Annotated in this window: 14 protein-coding genes and 1 pseudogene; 7 read left to right on the top strand and 8 right to left on the bottom strand. The window is 72.0% G+C overall.

Features of this window, described 5'->3' with window-relative positions; genetic code table 11:
- Positions 1-147: 147 nt before the first annotated feature.
- The gene (aspS, locus tag IE330_RS27290; RefSeq protein WP_190138790.1) at positions 148-1,938 is read right to left on the bottom strand and encodes an aspartate--tRNA ligase; all 1,791 of its coding nucleotides are present in this window, start codon (positions 1,936-1,938) and stop codon (positions 148-150) included.
- A gap of 276 nt (positions 1,939-2,214) precedes the next feature.
- Between aspS and IE330_RS27285 the strand changes: the two genes are divergently transcribed.
- Positions 2,215-4,584, top strand: a complete 2,370-nt coding sequence (locus IE330_RS27285) for a SpoIIE family protein phosphatase (protein WP_190138789.1) — start codon at positions 2,215-2,217, stop codon at positions 4,582-4,584.
- Here IE330_RS27285 and IE330_RS27280 read toward each other — a convergent pair.
- The 3 genes and pseudogenes from IE330_RS27280 to IE330_RS27270 form a co-directional block, all read right to left on the bottom strand.
- A complete protein-coding gene (locus tag IE330_RS27280; protein ID WP_190138788.1) occupies positions 4,581-5,672 on the bottom strand; it encodes an AI-2E family transporter in 1,092 nt (363 codons plus the stop codon). The two genes, IE330_RS27285 and IE330_RS27280, sit on opposite strands and share 4 nt — an antisense overlap.
- A 219-nt stretch (positions 5,673-5,891) precedes the next feature.
- Positions 5,892-6,742: pseudogene (locus IE330_RS27275) on the bottom strand (pirin family protein).
- 406 nt (positions 6,743-7,148) lie between these two features.
- Positions 7,149-7,628, bottom strand: coding sequence for an SseB family protein (locus tag IE330_RS27270; protein ID WP_190138787.1), 480 nt, complete (start codon positions 7,626-7,628; stop codon positions 7,149-7,151).
- A 296-nt stretch (positions 7,629-7,924) separates the two neighbouring features.
- Here IE330_RS27270 and IE330_RS27265 point away from each other — a divergent pair, with 296 nt between their 5' ends.
- From IE330_RS27265 to IE330_RS27250, 4 genes are all read left to right on the top strand, one after another.
- Positions 7,925-8,671, top strand: coding sequence for an alpha/beta fold hydrolase (locus tag IE330_RS27265; RefSeq protein ID WP_190138799.1), 747 nt, complete (start codon positions 7,925-7,927; stop codon positions 8,669-8,671).
- A gap of 130 nt (positions 8,672-8,801) precedes the next feature.
- A complete protein-coding gene (locus IE330_RS27260) occupies positions 8,802-10,628 on the top strand; it encodes an acyl-CoA dehydrogenase (protein WP_190138786.1) in 1,827 nt (608 codons plus the stop codon).
- Between the two features lie 378 nt (positions 10,629-11,006).
- The gene (locus IE330_RS27255; protein ID WP_190138785.1) at positions 11,007-12,305 is read left to right on the top strand and encodes a M18 family aminopeptidase; all 1,299 of its coding nucleotides are present in this window, start codon (positions 11,007-11,009) and stop codon (positions 12,303-12,305) included.
- 113 nt (positions 12,306-12,418) lie between these two features.
- The gene (locus tag IE330_RS27250) at positions 12,419-12,913 is read left to right on the top strand and encodes an LURP-one-related/scramblase family protein (RefSeq protein WP_190138784.1); all 495 of its coding nucleotides are present in this window, start codon (positions 12,419-12,421) and stop codon (positions 12,911-12,913) included.
- Between the two features lie 133 nt (positions 12,914-13,046).
- On the opposite strand, the gene IE330_RS27245 is transcribed toward IE330_RS27250, so the two are convergent.
- Positions 13,047-13,850 carry a carbon-nitrogen family hydrolase gene (locus IE330_RS27245; RefSeq protein ID WP_190138783.1) on the bottom strand — a complete coding sequence of 268 codons (804 nt, stop codon included), beginning with the start codon at positions 13,848-13,850 and terminating at the stop codon, positions 13,047-13,049.
- 135 nt (positions 13,851-13,985) lie between these two features.
- Here IE330_RS27245 and IE330_RS27240 point away from each other — a divergent pair, with 135 nt between their 5' ends.
- On the top strand, positions 13,986-14,810 hold the full coding sequence (locus tag IE330_RS27240; RefSeq protein WP_190138782.1) for a maleylpyruvate isomerase family mycothiol-dependent enzyme: 825 nt from the start codon (positions 13,986-13,988) through the stop codon (positions 14,808-14,810).
- Between the two features lie 249 nt (positions 14,811-15,059).
- On the opposite strand, the gene IE330_RS27235 is transcribed toward IE330_RS27240, so the two are convergent.
- The gene (locus IE330_RS27235; RefSeq protein ID WP_190138781.1) at positions 15,060-16,379 is read right to left on the bottom strand and encodes an MFS transporter; all 1,320 of its coding nucleotides are present in this window, start codon (positions 16,377-16,379) and stop codon (positions 15,060-15,062) included.
- Positions 16,376-17,080 carry a GntR family transcriptional regulator gene (locus IE330_RS27230; RefSeq protein ID WP_190138780.1) on the bottom strand — a complete coding sequence of 235 codons (705 nt, stop codon included), beginning with the start codon at positions 17,078-17,080 and terminating at the stop codon, positions 16,376-16,378. Before IE330_RS27230 ends, IE330_RS27235 begins: the two co-directional genes overlap by 4 nt.
- A gap of 374 nt (positions 17,081-17,454) precedes the next feature.
- On the opposite strand from IE330_RS27230, the gene IE330_RS27225 reads away from it, so the two are divergent.
- A complete protein-coding gene (locus IE330_RS27225) occupies positions 17,455-18,291 on the top strand; it encodes a D-alanyl-D-alanine carboxypeptidase family protein (protein ID WP_190138798.1) in 837 nt (278 codons plus the stop codon).
- A 201-nt stretch (positions 18,292-18,492) separates the two neighbouring features.
- Here the strand turns inward: IE330_RS27225 and IE330_RS27220 are convergent.
- On the bottom strand, positions 18,493-19,434 hold a 942-nt coding region (locus IE330_RS27220; protein WP_190138779.1), incomplete at its 5' end, for a dihydrolipoamide acetyltransferase family protein.

Below are 19,434 nucleotides of genomic sequence, written 5' to 3'. Positions count from 1 at the left end.
CGGCGTTTGAGGACGAGGCGCGAAGCGCCAAAAAAAGGGGGGAAAGGGGCGAAGCCCCATAGGAAAGGGGGCGCGGCGGCGAGCCACCCCGGGCACAGGAAGGGGGCCCGGGGCCGCCAGGCCCCGAGCCCCCTCACCAGGCCGGGCCTACTGCCCCGAAGGCTGCTCACCCTTGCCGGAGGCAACCGGCTTGCGGAGCGCGATGTTCAGCTCCCGCAGCCGCGCCTCCTCCAGCACCGTGGGCGCGCCCATCATCAGGTCCTGGGCGTTGCCGTTGAGCGGGAAGGCGATGGTCTCGCGGATGTTCGGCTCGTCCGCGAGGAGCATCACGATGCGGTCGACGCCGGGCGCGATGCCACCGTGCGGCGGCGCGCCGAGGCGGAACGCGCGCAGCATGCCCGCGAACTCCCGCTCGACCGTCTCGCGCTCGTAACCCGCGATCTCGAAGGCCTTCAGCATGACCTCGGGCTCGTGGTTCCGGATCGCGCCGGAGGACAGCTCGATGCCGTTGCAGACGATGTCGTACTGCCAGGCGAGGATGTCGAGCGGGTCCTTCTCCTCCAGGTCCTTCATGCCGCCCTGGGGCATCGAGAAGGGGTTGTGGGAGAAGTCGATCCTCCCCGTCTCCTCGTCCTTCTCGTACATCGGGAAGTCGACGATCCAGCAGAACCGGAAGACGTTCTCCTCGAAGTGGCCGGCGCGCTTCGCGGCCTCGACGCGCACGGCGCCCATGATCTTGGAGACCTCGTCGAACTCGCCCGCGCCGAAGAACACCGCGTGGCCGGGGGCGAGGGACAGGCGCTTGGTCAGCTCCTGCACGTCCGCCTCGGTGAGGAACTTCGCGATCGGGCCGGAGAACGAGCCGTCCTCGGCGACGCGGACCCACGCCAGGCCCTTCGCGCCCTGCTCGACCGCGTACTCGCCGAGGCCGTCGAAGAACTTCCGGGACTGCGACGCGGTGTCCGGCACGGGCAGGGCCCGCACGTGCTTGCCCGCGAAGGCCTTGAACCCCGAGTCCGCGAACACGTCGGTGATGTCGACGAGTTCGAGCTTGGCGCGCAGGTCCGGCTTGTCCGAGCCGTACTTCAGCATCGCCTCGCGGAACGGGATGCGCGGGAACGGCGAGGTGACCTCGCGGCCGCCGCCGAACTCCGTGAACAGCTCGGTCATGAGCTGCTCGATCGGGCGGAAGACGTCCTCCTGCTCGACGAAGGACATCTCGACGTCGAGCTGGTAGAACTCGCCCGGCGAGCGGTCCGCGCGCGCGTCCTCGTCGCGGAAGCACGGCGCGATCTGGAAGTACCGGTCGAAGCCGGAGATCATCAGGAGCTGCTTGAACTGCTGCGGGGCCTGCGGCAGCGCGTAGAACTTGCCCGGGTTCAGGCGGGAGGGGACGACGAAGTCGCGGGCGCCCTCGGGGGAGGTCGCGGTCAGGATCGGCGTCGCCATCTCGTTGAAGCCGAGGGCGGTCATCTTGTGCCGGATCGCGGAGATCACGGCGGTGCGCAGCATGATGTTGCGGTGCATGCGCTCGCGGCGCAGGTCCAGGAAGCGGTACTCCAGGCGCCGCTCCTCGTTCACGCCGTCGTCCGCGTTTACCGTGAAGGGCAGCGGGCCCGCGGCGCCGAGCACCTCGACCTCGGCGGCCTCGATCTCGATCTCGCCGGTGGGCAGCTCCGGGTTCACGTTCTCCGCGCCGCGCGAGACGACCTTGCCGTCGACGCGGACGACCGTCTCCTTGGAGAGCTTGTCCAGGGTCTCGGCGGCGGCCGTGCCGGGGCGGGCGACCAACTGCGTGATGCCGTAGTGGTCGCGCAGGTCGATGAAGAGGATGCCGCCCAGGTCGCGCCGATTGTGCAGCCAGCCGCTCAGCCGGACGTCCGTGCCGACGTCAGCGGCGCGGAGCTCGCCGCACGTGTGGGACCTGTACCGATGCATCGTCGTTCATCCAGTCTTTCGAGATCGGGGGGCTGGCCGTCCCGGGGGCGCCCGTCACGGACGCGCCCAGGGTGCTTGCTGACTGTCAAGGCTACCGTCCGGCGGAAGATCGCTCCCCCTCGTATTCCGGCTCGCGCTCCGGCTCGTGATCGGGCTCCCGCTCCGTCCCGTACTCCGGCTCGCGCTCCGGCGGCGGCGACGGCCCCGGCCCCGCGGCGGACCGGCCCGGGCCGCGCAGGGTGGCGAGTGGTCCGTACCTGTTCCTACAGTGAAGCAATGCGCACCGATGAGCCCCGCGAGCAGGTGGGGGACGGCTCCCTGCCTCCCGTACGGGACTCCCTGCCCCCGGTGGACGAGGTCCTGGCCGCGATCGCCACCGGCCTGTGGCGCTGGGACAACGTCTCCGGCACGGTCACCCTGGACGCGGAGGCGGCCCGGCTCCTGGGCCTCGCGCCGCACGCCCAGACGACCACCGAGGCCGGTGTGCGCTCCCGCTTCCACCCGGTCGACTGGAACGAGATCCACGGCATCGTGCAGCTCGCCGTCGCCGAGGGCACCCTCGCCGAGGCCCGCCTGCGCATCATGGACGAGCAGGGCCGACGGGTGCTGCGCACGGTCCGCAGCCGCACCAAGCCGATCGTCCACGACGCCTCCGCGAACGCCTACGAGCTGATCGGCACCCTCCAGGAGGTCAACGAGCCCTCGCCGGGCGCCGCCGCCCGCACCCCCGTCACCGGTGACTGGCGCCGCTCCCGCGAGGCGTTCCTGCTGGACGCGGGGCGCGCGCTCGCGGAGGCGCGGTCCACGGAGGAGGTGCTCCGGGTCGCGGCCGGTCTGTCGATGCCCGGGTTCTCGCCCGACGGCCTCGCCGTCTTCGGCGTCACCGGCGACCGGCTCACCGTCGTCGGCCACCACGGACACCACGGCTACGGGGACGACGACCCGCTCGCCGCCATGCCCCTGGACACCGACTACCCGGCCGCCGAGGTGCTGCGCACCGGCCGCGCGGTCTACCTGTCGTCCCCGGAAGAGTACCGGCGCCGCTACCCGGCGACGTGGCCCCTGGCGTCCCGGTTCAAGCGGCAGTCCTGGGCGTTCCTGCCGCTGACCGTGGCGGGGCGCACCATGGGCGCCTGGATGGCGGCCTTCACGTACCCCGTGTCGTTCACGCCCGACGAGCGCTCGGTCCTGACGACCGTCGCGCGGATGCTGGCGCAGGCCCTGTCGCGCGCCGGGGTCGCCGAGTCCGAGCGGGAGCTGACCGAGGGCCTCCAGCGGTCCATGATGCCGACGCTCGGCCCCGAGATCCCCGGCATGAGCGTCGCCGCGCGCTACGTGCCGACCGGCGGCGGCCTCCAGGTCGGCGGCGACTGGTACGACATGATCCCGCTGCCCAGCGGCCGGATCGCGTTCGTCATCGGCGACGTACAGGGCCACGACGTCCGGGCGGCGGGGCTCATGGGGCAGTTGCGCATCGCCCTGCGCGCGTACGCCTCCGAGGGGCACCGCCCGGACGCCGTCCTGTCCCGCGCCACCCGGTTCCTGTCCGGCATCACGGACGGCATCACCTACGGGTCCACCGACAACCGCGACGACCCGGACCACACGGCCACGGACCCGCGGTTCGCGACGTGCCTCTACGTAGAGGCCGATCCGGCGACCGGGCTGCTGGAGATAGCCCGTGCGGGACATCCGGAGCCCGTCATACGGATGGCTGACGGAACGGTTCTGCACCGGCCCATCGCGGGCGGTCTGCCGCTCGGCGTCGACCCGGACGCCGACTACCCCACCACCCACCTCGTCCTGGACACCGGCGAGACGATGCTGACCTGCACGGACGGCCTCATCGAGACCGGCGGCCACGACCTGGAGACCGGCTGGGCGCGGATCCGGCACATCCTGGAGACCTACGAGGGGTTCTCCGGGGGCACGCCGGGGGGCCTGGCCGGGAGCCCGCCGGGGGACCGGGGGAACCTGTCCGGGGAGGTGGCCGGGGGTCTGTCCGGGGGCCTGACCGGGGACCTCTCCGGGGATCTGCCCGGAGACCTGCCCGAGGACCTGCCCGGAGACCTCTCCGGGGCGGACGACGACCTGGAGGCCCTCGCCGACACCCTCGTCCAGGGCGTGCACGGCCCGTCCTCGCACCACACCACCGGCCCGCTCGCCGACCGCCGCGAGGACGACATCGCCGTCCTGCTGCTGCGCCGCACCGGCCGCCCGGAGGAGCACGCACGGCTGCGCCGCACGATGCTGACCGTGGCGCAGGCCGAGCCGGAGCGCGTGGCGGGCGCCCGGGGCCACCTGCGGGACCTGCTGCACGACTGGGCGGACGCCGACCAGGTCGACTCCGCCGTCCTGCTCATCTCCGAGATGATCACCAACGTCCTGGTGCACACCGACGGCGACGCCCTGCTGGTCGCCGAGGTCACCGGCGAGAACGGCACCCGGCGGCTGCGCGCGGAGGTCAGCGACGGCAGCGACGACCTGCCGCACAAGCGCCACCCCGGGGAGCTCGCCTCCTCCGGACGCGGCCTGGTCCTCATGGACCTGCTCGCGGACCGCTGGGGCGTCGCCCCGCGCGGGGAGGGCAAGAGCATCTGGTTCGAGCTCTACGAGGGGCCGGCCGCCGGAGGGGGCGACGGCTAAGGCCCCGGGGACGCCTCACCGGCGTAGGGACGGTCCCCGGAACGGTCCCCGGAGGTGCTGTCGGCGTACCGGACGCGCATCTCGCTGATCACCCCGAAGGCCGCGGCGGTCAGCGGCACCGCGAGCAGCATCCCGATGATCCCGGCCACGGACGCGCCCGCGGTGATCGCGAGCATCACGACCGCCGGGTGCATCTGCACGGTGCGGCTCTGGATCACCGGCTGGAGCACGTGCCCCTCCAGGACCTGCACCGCGAGAACCACGCCGAGCGTCCACAGGGCGATGGCCAGGCCGCGGTCGGCGAGCGCCACGAGGACGGCGACGGCCCCGGACAGGAACGCCCCCAGGTACGGGATGTAGGCCCCGACGAAGACGAGCGCGCCGAGCCCCCAGGCCCCCGGCACGCGCAGGACCAGCAGCCCCGCGGTGATGCACACGGCGTCGATGAGCGCGATGAACGTGGTCCCGCGCATGAACCCCTCGACCGCCGTGAAGGCCCGCCGCGCCATGGCCTCCACGGTGTCCCCGGAGTGCTCGGGCACGAGCGAGCGCAGCGTGTGCGCGGCCTTGTGGGAGTCCCGCAGGAAGAAGAAGACCAGCAGCAGCGCGAGTACGGCCGTCGCGATCATCTCGCCCGCCACGCTCAGCCCGCTGACCACCCCGGAGGCGGCCGTCCCGCCGAACTTCCCGAGCAGCTCCTTGGAGTTGGCCGCGAGGTCGTCCAGGGACGTACCGGCCGCCCCGAAGTGCTTCGACAGGTCGTGCGCGGCGGCCCGGAGCGAGGACACGATCTGGCCCCCGGTGTCGAACAGGGCCTTCACGACGATGTACGTCGCCCCGCCGACGACCGCGAGCACCGCGGCGCACGTCAGCCCCGCCGCGAGCGACCGCTGCACCCGCATGCGCAGGAGGCGCCGGTACAAGGGCCCGAGGAGCGCGGTCCCGAGCAGCGCGAGCAGCACCGGGGTGACGGCCGTCTTGAAGACGACGCACAGCCAGATCCCGACGGCGGCGACACCGGTGACGAGCAGCGCCACCACACACCAGGCGGCAAGCCGCCGCACCGCCTCAGGCAGAAGAGAGGACACCGCCCCACCCGACCACGCCCTCCGGGGAGCCGCACGCGGGGCGCGGCGGACGGGTGGCAGCCCCGCCTCCTGACAGGGGCACTACCGGCGGTAGGGGCTCCACCCAAGGCAGGGCGCTTCCCGACGCCCCGCCCCGGGCAAGGGTTCAGGAGGCCTCGCCCAGGGGGGAACTCCTCGCAAGGCCCCCGCCCCGGGCAGGGGCAGGGGCCAAGGGCGGCGTCACATGCCGTGCACCGCGGGGACCGACCCCAGCAGCCCCTTCTGGAAGTCCTCGAAGGCCTGCTGCAACTCCGCCCGCGTGTTCATCACGAACGGCCCGTAGTGCGCCATCGGCTCCCGGATGGGCAGCCCGCCCAGCAGCACGACCTCCAGATCCGGAGTGTGCGAGTCCTGCTTCTCGTCCGCCCGCACGGTCAGGGACCCACCGGCCCCGAACACCGCGGTCTGCCCGAGCTCCACGGGCCGCCGCTCCGCGCCCACGGTCCCGCGCCCGGCCAGCACGTACGCGAGCCCGTTGAAGTCCTCCCGCCAGGGGAGCGTGACCTCGGCACCGGGCCGCACCGTCGCGTGGACCATGGTGATCGGGGTGTGCGTGATGCCCGGCCCCTCGTGCCCGTCGAGCTCACCGGCGATGACCCGGAGCAGCGCGCCCCCGTCCTGCGAGGTGAGCAGCCGCACCTGACCACCGCGGATGTCCTGGTAGCGCGGGTCCATCATCTTGTCCTTGGCGGGCAGGTTCACCCAGAGCTGTAGCCCGTGGAAGAGCCCACCGGACATGACGAGCGACTCCGGCGGCGCCTCGATGTGGAGCAGGCCCGACCCGGCCGTCATCCACTGGGTGTCACCGTTGCGGATGGTGCCGCCACCACCGTTGGAGTCCTGGTGCACGAAGGTGCCGTCGATCAGGTACACTTGTAGTTGATCCCGGCGAAGGCCCGGCGAACCGGGAACCCTTCGCCCTCGTAGCCGCTCGGTGCGGTCCGCACGGCGAGCACGGGACGCGCCACGGCATCGGCGGGCACGGTCACGCGGGGCAGGGTCAGCGGGTTCTCAACGGTCACTGCAGGCATGGTTCGGACCTCCTCGTACGCTCAGATTAGTTGAACGTAGAACTTCTTGCCACTCCGAACACGGCACAGCCGGACGGCATTCCCCGGCTCCGCCGGAACGAACACCCGATGACTGAAAACGCACGGGCACCAAAGGCACCACCAGCCACGAAAAACGGCACGCAGGGCACCACACAGGAGCGAGGAGAGCCGCGACAGGGCAGCCCTCAACCCGACCCGGCGGGATCAGCCAGGCCGTACGAGGGCGAGGTCAGCGCGAGGACGGCACGCAGGAGAGCGCACGGACGGCACAGCGAGAACGCAAGGGCCGCACGACGAGAGCGCGCGACCCGCACACGCGGGAAGGAAGGAGCGCGCCGCCCCGGGCAGGGGGGTGGGGCGAGGGCGGGGTCGGGGTCGGGGCCGGTCAGCCGTACATGCGGCGCATGGCGAAGTCCACCATCTGCTCGACGGCCTTCGCGTCGAACACCATGCGGTGGTCGCCCTCCATGTCGAGGACGAAGCCGTAGCCGGTCGGCAGGAGGTCGATCACCTCGGCGCCGGTGATGACGAAGTACTTGGAGTCCTTGCCGGCGTAGCGGCGCAGCTCCTTCAGGGACGTGAACATCGGGATGACCGGCTGCTGCGTGTTGTGCAGCGCGAGGAAGCCCGGATTGTCACCGCGCGGGCAGTAGACCTTCGAGGTCGCGAAGATCTGCTGGAAGTCCTCGGCGGACATCGAGCCCGTGGTGAACGCGCGCACCGCGTCGGCCAGGGACGGCGGCGACGGCTCGGGGTACAGCGGGGCCTGCTGGCCGTAACCACCGGGCATCTGCGCGTGCTGCTGCGGCTGCTGCGGCGGGGCGTACCCCTGGCCGACACCGGTGTGTTGGTCGTAGCCGTACATGCCCCACAGCCTACCGAGAGCGTCGCGGGGCCCCGCCGAAAACTTTCTCTAGCGACCGCTAGACAAATACAGGGCGACCCGGCTACGGTTTTTGTAGTGGCGGCTACAGATAGTCGAGCCGCCGGACCGAAGGGGGACCAGCCATGCCCGTACGCTCCTAGGCACCGACCTCGACAGCACCGGCCTCAGCAGGGGATTCGCCGTCCGCGTCCCCATCGGCGCGTCCCGCGGACCGTGCGCGCCCCGCACGCCGCGCGACGTTCGGGCGAACGGTCGCGGGGTCCGGCCCCGGACTACTGCTCGCGCACGGGGCGGGCGGCTCGGTCGCGGCCAACTTCGGCCCGCTGATGGCGGGGTTGACGTCGGCCCACCGCGTCGTGGGCGTGGACTATCCCGGCACGGGCGCGACCCCCCGGGCCCGGACGCCGCTCACGCTCGACACCCTCGCGGACGAGCTGGTCGCGGCGGCCGACGCCGAAGGCCTGGAGACCTTCGCGATAGCGGGCTATTCACTGGGCACGGCCGTGGCGGTGCGGGCGGCGGCGCGGCACCCGCAGCGGGTGACGGCACTGGCCCTGACGGCGCCCTTCGCGCGGTTGGACGCGCGTACGCGGCTCACGGCCGAGGTCTGGCGGGACCTGTCCCTGTCCCGCGACCGGGACACCCTGGCCCGCTTCCTGCTGCCCCTCGCGCTCGGCCCTGCGGCGCTGGACTCCCTGTCCCCCGAGGCCCTGGCCACCGCCCTGCGGGAGACGGCGCAGACGGCCCCGGAGGGCACCGCCGAGCACGTGGACCTGGTCACGCGGACGGACACCCGGGCCGACCTGCCCACCATCACGGCTCCGACCCTGGTGATCACGACGACGGAGGACCAGCTCATCCCGGCGGCGCTGCAGCGCGAGGTCGCCGCGGGCATCCCGGGCGCGCGCACGGCACAGCTCGCGACCGGCCACCTCCCGTTCGCCGAGAACCCCACGGAGTGGCAGCGGCTGATAACCGACCATCTGCGCCGGGCGGCCGCCCGCCCTGGCACGGCGAAGTAGACCCAGCTCACACTTGGACGCTCAGGGGTTGCCTCTTATTACCGGCGGGTAGCATCATTTGAGACGACAAGCTACTTACTGGTACGCCTACGAGGTCCCCGCCTCCCAAGCCATAAACGGAGCCGTCGCCATGGGGCACTACAAGTCGAATCTCCGCGACATCGAGTTCAACCTCTTCGAGGTCCTCGGCCGCGACAAGCTGTACGGCACCGGCCCGTTCGCGGAGATGGACGTCGACACCGCCAAGAGCATCCTCAGCGAGATCGCCCGCCTCGCGGAGAACGAGCTGGCCGCCTCCTTCGAGGACGCCGACCGCAACCCGCCGGTGTTCGACCCGGAGACCAACACGGCGCCCGTCCCGGAGTCCTTCAAGAAGAGCTACCAGGCCTTCATGGACTCCGAGTACTGGCGGCTCGGCCTGCCCGAGGAGATCGGCGGCACCACCTCGCCCCGCTCCCTCATCTGGGCGTACGCGGAGCTGCTGCTCGGCTCCAACCCGGCCGTGTGGATGTACTCCTCGGGCCCGGCCTTCGCCGGGATCCTCTTCGAGGAGGGCACCGACGTCCAGAAGAAGATCGCCGAGATCGCCGTCGAGAAGCAGTGGGGCTCGACGATGGTCCTCACCGAGCCGGACGCCGGCTCCGACGTGGGCGCGGGCCGCACCAAGGCCGTGCAGCAGGAGGACGGCTCCTGGCACATCGAGGGCGTGAAGCGCTTCATCACGTCCGGCGAGCACGACATGTCGGAGAACATCCTCCACTACGTCCTCGCCCGCCCCGAGGGCGCCGGCCCCGGCACCAAGGGCCTGTCCCTCTTCCTCGTGCCGAAGTACGAGTTCGACTTCGAGACCGGCGAGCTGGGCGCGCGCAACGGCGTGTACGCGACGAACGTCGAGCACAAGATGGGCCTCAAGGCGTCCAACACGTGCGAGATGACGTTCGGCGACAAGCACCCGGCCAAGGGCTGGCTGATCGGCGACAAGCACGACGGCATCCGCCAGATGTTCCGCATCATCGAGTTCGCCCGCATGATGGTCGGCACGAAGGCGATCTCGACACTCTCCACGGGCTACCTCAACGCCCTGGAGTACGCCAAGGAGCGCGTCCAGGGCCCCGACCTGGCCCAGTTCATGGACAAGACCGCGCCCAAGGTGACGATCACGCACCACCCGGACGTGCGCCGCTCCCTCATGACGCAGAAGGCGTACGCGGAGGGCATGCGCGCCCTGGTGCTGCACACCGCGGCCGTCCAGGACGAGATCGCGCTCAAGGAGGCCGCGGGCGAGGACGCGAGCACGCTGCACGCCCTGAACGACCTGCTCCTGCCGATCGTCAAGGGCTACGGCTCCGAGAAGGCCTACGAGCAGCTCGCCCAGTCGCTCCAGACCTTCGGCGGCTCGGGGTACCTCCAGGAGTACCCGATCGAGCAGTACATCCGCGACGCGAAGATCGACACGCTCTACGAGGGCACGACCGCCATCCAGGGCCAGGACTTCTTCTTCCGGAAGATCGTCCGCAACCAGGGCGCCGCGCTCAACGGCCTCGCCGAGGAGATCAAGAAGTTCCTCGCCGTCGGCACCGGGGGCGAGGAGCTCGCCGCGGCCCGCGAGGAGCTGGCCAAGGCCGCCGTCGAGCTGGAGGCCATGGTCGGCGTCATGCTCACCGACCTCGCGGCCACGGAGAAGGACGTCAAGTCCATCTACAAGGTCGGCCTCAACACCACCCGCCTGCTGCTCGCCTCCGGCGACGTGGTCGTCGGCTACCTGCTCCTGCGCGGCGCCGCGGTGGCCGCCGAGAAGCTGCCCTCCGCCTCCGCGAAGGACGTGCCCTTCTACCAGGGCAAGATCGCCGCGGCCAAGTTCTTCGCCGCGAACGTCCTCCCGGGCGTCGCCACCCAGCGCGCCCTCTCCGAGGCCGTGGACCTCGACCTGATGGAGCTGGACGAGGCGGCGTTCTAACCCCTGCCGGCACAGCGGTGGCCCGCTCCCTTCGGACCGGGCCACCGCTGCGACACCACCCGACGCACCCGCACCCGCCGGCGGCGGACCACCCCCCACGGGAGGGCTCAGCCCCCCAGCAGGGGCAGCACGGGCGGGCGGGTGGGAAGCAACGCCGCGCGCAGCGCGGCGAAACCACCCACCCACCCGCACCCGCCAACGGCGCCCACCCCCACGGGAGGGCCCAGCCCCCAGCAGGGGCAGCACGGGCGGGCGGGTGGGAAGCAACGCCGCGCGCAGCGCGGCGAAACCCCCCACCCGGGCAGGGGCGGAGCCCCGCGAGAACAGCCGCGGCCGCAGGCCCGCTCAAGGCCCAGGGGCCTGGTTAGGCTGAGCGCCATGCGCACACCCTTCGACCGCGGTCACACCGACGACCTGATGTCCTTCCTGGCGGCGAGCCCGTCGCCGTACCACGCCGTGGCGAGCGCCGCGGAGCGCCTAGAGAAGGCCGGATTCAGGCAGGTCGAGGAGACCGACGCCTGGGACGCCGGAACGGGCGGCAAGTACGTACTGCGCGGCGGCGCGATCATCGCCTGGTACGTGCCGGAGTCCGCCGCCGCCCACACCCCGTTCCGCATCGTCGGCGCGCACACCGACTCCCCCAACCTGCGCGTGAAGCCGCTGCCGGACACCGGCGCGCACGGCTGGCGCCAGGTGGCCGTCGAGATCTACGGCGGGCCGCTGCTGAACTCCTGGCTGGACCGCGACCTCGGGCTCGCGGGCCGCCTCACCCTGCGGGACGGCACCACCCGCCTGGTCAACATCGACCGGCCGCTGCTGCGCGTGCCGCAACTGGCCATCCACATGGACCGGTCGGTGCACACCGAGGGCCTCAAGCTCGACAAGCAGAAGCACATGCAGCCCATCTGGGGCCTCGGCGACGACGTCCGCGAGGGCGATCTGATCCGGTTCGTCGAGGAGGAGTGCCGCCTCACCCCCGGCGAGGTGACCGGCTGGGACCTGATGACCCACTCCGTGGAGCCGCCCGCGTACCTGGGCCGCGACCGGGAGCTGCTCGCGGGCCCGCGCATGGACAACCTCCTGTCGGTGCACGCCGGCACGGCCGCGCTCGCCGCCGTCGCCACCGGGCCCGGCGCCGACGCGCTGCCGTACATCCCGGTGCTGGCGGCCTTCGACCACGAGGAGAACGGTTCGCAGTCCGACACCGGCGCGGACGGCCCGCTGCTCGGCGGCGTCCTGGAGCGCTCGGTGTTCGCGCGCGGCGGCGGGTACGAGGACAAGGCGCGCGCCTTCGCGGGCACGGTGTGCCTGTCCTCCGACACCGGCCACGCGGTGCACCCCAACTACGCCGAGCGGCACGACCCGACGCACCACCCGCGCGCCAACCGGGGCCCGATCCTGAAGGTCAACGTCAACAACCGGTACGCCACCGACGGCGCGGGCCGCGCGGTGTTCGCCGCCGCGTGCGAGAAGGCGGGCGTACCGTTCCAGTCCTTCGTGTCCAACAACGCGATGCCCTGCGGCACGACGATCGGCCCGATCACGGCGGCGCGGCACGGCATCAAGACCGTCGACATCGGCGTCGCGATCCTGTCCATGCACAGCGTCCGCGAGCTGTGCGGGTCCGACGACCCGCCCATGCTGGCCGACGCGCTGCGGGCGTTCCTCGAAGGCTGACCGGGGGCCGGGCCCGGGCCCGGCCCGAACCCGGCGGCCGTACGCCACCCGCCCCGTCACCCGTCCCGGCGACCGGGGGGACCAACCGCCCGCTTCGGGGGTACCCGTGCCGCATGAGGCTTCTCGTACGGGACCGGATCTTCGGCATCGGTGACGACTACTGGATCGAGGACGACCGCGGCAACAAGGTCTTCCTCGTCGACGGCAAGGCCATGCGGCTGCGGGACACCTTCGAGCTGAAGGACCCGCAGGGGCGGGTGCTCGTCGAGATGAAGGCCAAGATGCTCGCACTGCGCGACACCATGGTCGTCGAGCGCGAGGGCGAGCCGCTGGCGACGGTGAAGCGCAAGCGGCTCTCGCTGCTGCGCAACCACTACCGCGTGGCCCTGGCCGACGGCCACGAGCTGGACGTGAGCGGCAAGATCCTCGACCGGGAGTTCGCCGTCGAGTACGAGGGGGAGCTGCTCGCGGACATCTCCCGGCGCTGGTTCAGCGTGCGCGACACCTACGGCCTGCACATCACCAGGGACGACGTCGACCCGGCCCTGCTCGTGGCCGTCGCGGTCTGCGTCATCCGCCTGGCGGAGAAGGAACGCGGCGGGGACTAGGACCGTGTCCGCGCCACGACCACAGCGAACGCCACGACCACAGCGAACGCCACGACGACGGCAGACGCCGCGACGACGGCGAACGCCACGACCCCCGCGCGCCCGGCGACAGCCCCCGGGTACCGCCCCGCCCTCACAGCCCCGGCGCGGCCACGCCCAGCCGCCGGTCCTTCAGCGCGGGGAACTGCTCCCGCGTCCCGGCGACCTTGGCGAGGTCGAGGTCCACGGTGAGCACGGCTTCCCGCGTGGGGCTCGCCTCGGCGAGGACCCCGCCCCACGGGTCGACGACGACGCTCGCGCCCGCCTGCTCGACCCCGGCGTGCGTCCCGGCGGTCCCGCACGCGAGCACGTACACCTGGTCCTCCACGGCCCGCGCCCGCGCGAGCAGCGACCAGTGCGCCCGACGCCGCGCGGGCCATCCCGCCGGCACCACGAAGACCTCGGCGCCCGCGTCCACCAGCCCCCGGAAGAGTTCGGGGAACCGCAGGTCGTAGCAGGTGGCGAGGCCGAGGACCGTCTCGGGCGTGCGTACGGTGGCCAGCTCGTGCCCCGCGCCCATCAGCACGGCCTCGCCCTTGTCGAAGCCGAAGCGGTGGATCTTGCGGTACGCGGCGGCGAGCTCGCCGGAGGGGGAGAAGACGAGGGAGGTGTTGTACAGGGTCCCGTCGCCCGCCTCGGGGATCGAGCCCGCGTGCAGCCAGACCCCCGCGGCGCGCGCGGTCTCGGCCATCACCTCGTAGGTGGGTCCCTCCAGCGGTTCCGCCTCCGCGGCGAACGCCTCGTACCCGAAGGCCCCCGTCGTCCACAGCTCCGGCAGCACGACCAGGCCGGAACCCTCCCGCTCGGCCACCTCGCGGACCAGCGAAGAGACGCGCGCCCGACGGGAGATGACGGATTCGTCATCGTCTACGGCGATCTGGAGGAGAGAGGCGCGCACAGTACCACCGTCCTGGCATTCGAACCGTCGAGTAGGCCTACGATCGTCACACGAAAGCACTGCCGGGGTGCCCACGGGCAGCGTAACTTAAGCCCTCAGACACCCACCGCCCGCGTACGACCGCCGAGGGGTCCCGTGAGTCTCCATCCCAGCCTGCAAACCTACGCCGATGCCTGGGCCCACGCCGTGGAAGCGATATCCGAGCTGGTGACCCCGCTCGCCGAGGGCGAGTGGAACCAGCCAACCCCGTGCCCGGGCTGGTCGGTCCGGGACATCGTCTCGCACGTGATCGGCCTGGACTGCGAGATGCTGGGCGACCCGCGTCCGATCCACACGCTGCCGCGGGACCTGTACCACGTGAAGACCGAGGGCCAGCGGTACATGGAGATGCAGGTGGACGTCCGGCGCCACCACACGGCCCCGGAGATGACCGCCGAGCTGGAGTACACGATCATCCGCCGCAACCGGCAGATCCGGAACGAGTCGCGCGCCCCGGAGACCCCGGTGCGCGGTCCCCTCGGGACCGAGCAGACCCTGGAACTGGCCATGCGACTGCGGGCGTTCGACGTGTGGGTGCACGAGCAGGACCTGCGGGTGGCGCTGCGGCAGCCCGGGAACCTCGACTCGCCGGGCGCGTACGTCGCCCGCGACCTGATGCTGCTCGGCCTCGGCAAGGTCGTCGCCAAGAAGGCGGGCGCCCCCGCGAACTCCGCCGTGGTCTTCGACGTGAGCGGGCCCGTGGAGTTCCTGCGTACCGTGCGCGTGGACGCCGAGGGCAGGGGCACCGTCGACAACACCCCCTCCCTGGGCCCGCTCGTCACCATCGGCACGGACTGGGAGACGTACTCCCGCCTCGCCTGCGGACGCGTGACCTACGCGGCGGTCAGGGACCGGGTGAAGGTGGAGGGCGACCAGGACCTCGGCGACGCCATCCTCGGCAACTTCTCCGTGACGCCCTGACGGCCCGACGCCCTGTCGACCAGACGTCTCGACGGCCCGGCATCCCGGCATCCCGACGTCTCGACGGCCCGGCATCCCGACGGCCCGACGCGCTGACCGCCCGGCGCACTGGCGCCTTGGCGACGAGCTGACATCTCGACCGGCCGACGCCGTGCGGGCCGCAGGGCCCACGCCCCGACGCGGGTGCGGCGGGAGGGGGACGCGCCCCCTCCCCGCCCGCCCGGCGTGCCCCGCCCGGGGGCGGGCGTCTCACGCCGCCGGTACGTGCACCGTCTCCACCCGGCTCGCCACGAGCCGCTCCCGCTCCCGGCGCGCCGCGCGCCCCCGCAGCCGCAGGATCTGGCTGACGCCGACCGCCTCCAGGACGAAGACGGCCGAGAACGCGATCCGGTAGTCGTCGCCGGTGGCGTCCAGCAGGACGCCGACCGCGAGCAGCGTCGTCATGGAGGCGACGAAGCCACCCATGTTCGTGATGCCCGACGCCGTGCCCTGGCGCTCCGGCGGGTTCGCGGGCCGCGCGAAGTCGAAGCCGATCATCGAGGCGGGACCGCACGCCCCGAGCACGGCGCAGACCACGATCAGCAGCCACATGGGGGCGTGGTCGCCGGGGTACAGCAGCATCCCCGCCCAGACGGTCGCCGTCACGGCCACCGTGCCGAGGGCCAGCGGCAGCCGCGCCGTGTGGTGCCGGGCCACGATCTGGCCGAAGACCAGGCCGACCGCCATGTTCGACAGGACCACCAGGGTCAGCAGGTCCCCCGCCGTGCCGCGCGACAGGCCCTGCGCCTCGACCAGGAACGGCAGCCCCCACAGCAGCAGGAACACCATCGCGGGGAACTGCGTCGTGAAGTGCACCCACAGGCCGAGCCGGGTGCCGGGCTCCCGCCAGGACAGCGAGATCTGCCGGCGTACGGAGGCCGGGCCGGAGTCCGGCCGGTCCGCGTCGCGGGCGGCCCGCGGCGGCTCGTGCCCCTCGGGGTGGTCCTTCAGGAACAGCGCCACCAGGACGAGGACGACGACCCCGGCGAGCGCGCTGCCCGCGAACGCGGTCGTCCAGCCGACCCCGTGCAGCAGCCGGGCCAGGACGAGCGTGGAGATCAGGTTGCCCGCCATGCCGACGAGCCCCGCGAGCTGCGCCACCAGCGGCCCGCGCCGCGCCGGGAACCAGCGCGTGCCGAGCCGGAGCACGCTGATGAACGTCATCGCGTCGCCGCAGCCGAGCAGCGCGCGGGCCGCCAGCGCCGTCCCGTACGAGGGCGCGAGCGCGAAGCCGAGCTGGCCGAGGGTGAACAGGGCCGCGCCGAGCGCCAGCACCTTCTTCGTGCCGAGCCGGTCGACCATCAGGCCGACGGGTATCTGCATGCCCGCGTAGACGAGCAGTTGGAGGATCGAGAACGTCGACAGGGCCGAGGCGTTGACGTGGAAGCGGTCGGCGGCGTCGAGGCCGGCGACGCCGAGCGAGGTGCGGAAGGTGACGGCGACGAAGTAGACGGCGACGCCGACGCCCCACACGAACACGGCGCGCCCGCCCCCGGGCGGGTCCCCGGGCAGCCGGGCGGGGGCGCTCATCGGGTGGCTCCCCGTGCCAGGTGCTGGAACCAGCCGACGTGCCGGGTGACGACCGCCACCGCGGCGTCCGCGTCCTCGGCCCGCAGCGCGGCGAGCAGCTCCTCGTGCTCGGCGAGCGTCTTGGCGATCCGGTCGGGGTGGGAGTGCATCACGGCCACGCCCATCCGGAGCTGGCGGTCGCGGAGCTGGTCGTACAGGCGCGACAGGATGTCGTTGCCGCCGCTGCGGACGATCTCGGCGTGGAAGCAGCGGTCGGTCACGGCGGCGGCGGCCAGCTCCCCCGCCGCGGCCTGCTCCCGCTGCTCCGCCAGGAGCTCCGCGAGCCGGTCGAGCAGGCCCGGGGGCGCGGGCACCGCCTTGCGCACCGCGTGCGTCTCCACCAGGAGCCGGGTCTCGACGACGTCCGCGATCTCCTGCGCCGAGACGGGCAGCACCAGGGCGCCCTTCTTCGGGTAGAGCCGCAGCAGCCCCTCCACCTCCAGCTTGAGCAGCGCCTCGCGCACGGGCGTACGGGACACCCCCACGGCCTCGGCGAGCTCGCCCTCGGTCAGGAGGGTGCCGCCCTCGTAGCGGCGCTCCAGGACGCCCCGCTTGACGTGGGCGTAGACCCGCTCGGCTGCGGGCGGCTGTTTCCCGCCGGTCTCCCGGCGGGAGGCGGCGGCGGTGGCGGGCGCGGCGGGGACCGTGGGGGCGAGGGGCATGCGCACAGCATAGATACAACACGTATGCGATGGATCTTCCGTCCACGATCCGGACGGCGCCCCACCGGAAGCCCTCTCACCCTTGTCCGCACAGCGGACAGATCACTCGCCGATCACCACAAACCGGACGGCTTCCCGCCATGCGACCGGGAACACGACAACTTTCGGGTCACTTTTCCCGTCCTCCGTACATCCCTCCCACCCCCTCGGGAGTCTTGTCCGTGGCGGCCCCCCTTGCCTCAAGCGCACCAAGGGCATTGAGGCGGGGACCGCTCAACTCACGCATCAGGGACAATGGAGCGTTCACCTTGAGAATCCGGACAACCGGCATCCGCCGGGTATCCGCCGCCGCCGTCGTCACGGCCGGAGCCGTCATGACGACCGCCGTCATCACGGCACCCGCGCAGGCCGCCACCCCGCCGAAGCCGTCGATCGCCGCCAAGGGCGGCTTCCTGATGAACAGCGGTACGGGCAAGACCCTGTTCACGAAGAGCGCCGACTCCCGGCTGAAGACGGGTTCCACCACCAAGATCATGACCGCGTACACGGTCCTGACCCAGCGGAACCTGAACCTCAACACCAAGGTCAAGTACCAGAAGGCGTACAGCGACTACATCGTCCGCAACGGCGCCTCGTCGGCCAAGGGCCTCATCGTCGGCGACAGGGCCACCGTCCGCGACCTGCTGTACGGCCTGATGCTGCCCTCGGGCTGCGACGCCGCCTACGCGCTCGCCGACAAGTACGGCAGCGGCTCCAGCCGCGGCGCCCGGGTGAAGTCCTTCATCGGCAAGATGAACAAGAACGCCCGCGACCTCGGCCTGCGCAACACGCACTTCGACTCGTTCGACGGCATAAGCAACGGGGCCAACTACTCCTCGCCGCGCGACCTCACCAAGCTGACGGTCAAGGCGATGAAGAACTCCACCTTCCGCTCGCTCGTGAAGACGAAGAGCTACAAGGCGAAGCCGACGATGCCCAACGGCGGCACCCGCGGGATGCCGACCTGGGAGAACACCAACAAGCTGCTCGGCAGCTACCGCGGCGCCATCGGCGTCAAGACCGGCTCCGGCTCCCAGGCGAAGTACAACCTGGTCTTCGCCGCGACCCGGAACGGCAAGACCCTCGTCGGCTCGGTCCTGATGTCGTCGTCCAAGACGTCGCGCTACACGGACGCCAAGAAGGTCCTGGACTACGGCTTCAAGGTCGCGTAACTCCCCGGGGACAAGGGCGCGTACCTCCACCGGAGATACGGGTTCCCCGGAGATACGCGTTCCCCGGAAGTACAGGTTCCCCGGAGATACGGGTTCCCCGGAAGTACGGGTTCCCCGGAGATACGGGCAAGGGGGCCCGCCGCACACCGCGGCGGGCCCCCTTCTCGCGCTTCGCGCGCTGCTACTCGCGCGTCCGTGCGGCTACGACCAGGTCATCAGCCGCTTGGGCTGCTCCAGGACCGCCGCCACGTCCGCGAGCACCTTCGAGCCGAGCTCCCCGTCCACCAGGCGGTGGTCGAAGGAGAGCGCGAGGGTGGTCACCTGACGCGGCTTCACCTTGCCCTTGTGCACCCACGGCTGGAGCTTGATGGCGCCGACCGCGAGGATCGCGGACTCGCCGGGGTTCAGGATCGGCGTGCCCGTGTCGACGCCGAAGACGCCGACGTTCGTGATCGTGATCGTGCCGCCCTGCATGGCACCCGGCGACGTCCGGCCCTCGCGGGCGGTGCCGACCAGCTCGCCGAGGGCCTCGGCCAGCTCGGGCAGGGTCTTGGCGTGCGCGTCCTTGATGTTCGGCACGATCAGACCGCGCGGGGTCGCCGCGGCGATGCCCAGGTTCACGTAGTGCTTCTTGACGATCTCCTGGTTCTCCTCGTCCCAGGCGGCGTTGACGTCCGGGTTGCGGCGGATCGCCACCAGCAGGGCCTTGGAGATCAGCAGCAGCGGGTTCACCCGCAGCCCCTCGAAGGCACGATCCTGCTTGAGCTCCTCGACGAGCTTCATCGTGCGCGTCACGTCCACCGTCGCGAACAACGTGACGTGCGGCGCCGTGAACGCCGAGTCGACCATCGCCTGCGCGGTGGCCTTGCGCACGCCCTTGATCGGGACGCGGGTCTCGCGCCCGTCGGCGGTGGCCGCCGCCACCGGCTCCGGGGCCGCCGCGGGCCGCGTGGGCTCCGCGGCGGGCTCGGCCGGAGCCACGGCCGCGTGCACGTCCTCGCGGGTGATGACGCCGTCCGGGCCCGTCGGCGTGACCGTGGCGAGGTCGACGCCCAGGTCCTCGGCGAGCTTGCGGACGGGGGGCTTGGCCAGCGGGCGGGCCCAGGCGGGCGGCACGGCCTGCGGCGTGGACGCCACGGCCTG

Source organism: Streptomyces longispororuber (assembly GCF_014656095.1).
Lineage (GTDB): Bacteria > Actinomycetota > Actinomycetes > Streptomycetales > Streptomycetaceae > Streptomyces > Streptomyces longispororuber.
The sequence above is the reverse complement of the archived record's forward strand: the minus strand, read 5'-3'. Positions and strand labels throughout refer to the sequence as shown.

Excerpts from the sequence above, each read along its gene's own strand:
- IE330_RS27225 (WP_190138798.1), top strand. The coding sequence starts at position 17,455 with ATGACGACCGCCGTCATCACGGCACCCGCGCAGGCCGCCACCCCGCCG.
- aspS (WP_190138790.1), bottom strand. The coding sequence starts at position 1,938 with ATGCATCGGTACAGGTCCCACACGTGCGGCGAGCTCCGCGCCGCTGAC.
- IE330_RS27270 (WP_190138787.1), bottom strand. The coding sequence starts at position 7,628 with ATGTACGGCTACGACCAACACACCGGTGTCGGCCAGGGGTACGCCCCG.
- IE330_RS27250 (WP_190138784.1), top strand. The coding sequence starts at position 12,419 with ATGAGGCTTCTCGTACGGGACCGGATCTTCGGCATCGGTGACGACTAC.
- IE330_RS27285 (WP_190138789.1), top strand. The coding sequence starts at position 2,215 with ATGCGCACCGATGAGCCCCGCGAGCAGGTGGGGGACGGCTCCCTGCCT.
- IE330_RS27235 (WP_190138781.1), bottom strand. The coding sequence starts at position 16,379 with ATGAGCGCCCCCGCCCGGCTGCCCGGGGACCCGCCCGGGGGCGGGCGC.
- IE330_RS27255 (WP_190138785.1), top strand. The coding sequence starts at position 11,007 with ATGCGCACACCCTTCGACCGCGGTCACACCGACGACCTGATGTCCTTC.
- IE330_RS27230 (WP_190138780.1), bottom strand. The coding sequence starts at position 17,080 with ATGCCCCTCGCCCCCACGGTCCCCGCCGCGCCCGCCACCGCCGCCGCC.
- IE330_RS27260 (WP_190138786.1), top strand. The coding sequence starts at position 8,802 with ATGGGGCACTACAAGTCGAATCTCCGCGACATCGAGTTCAACCTCTTC.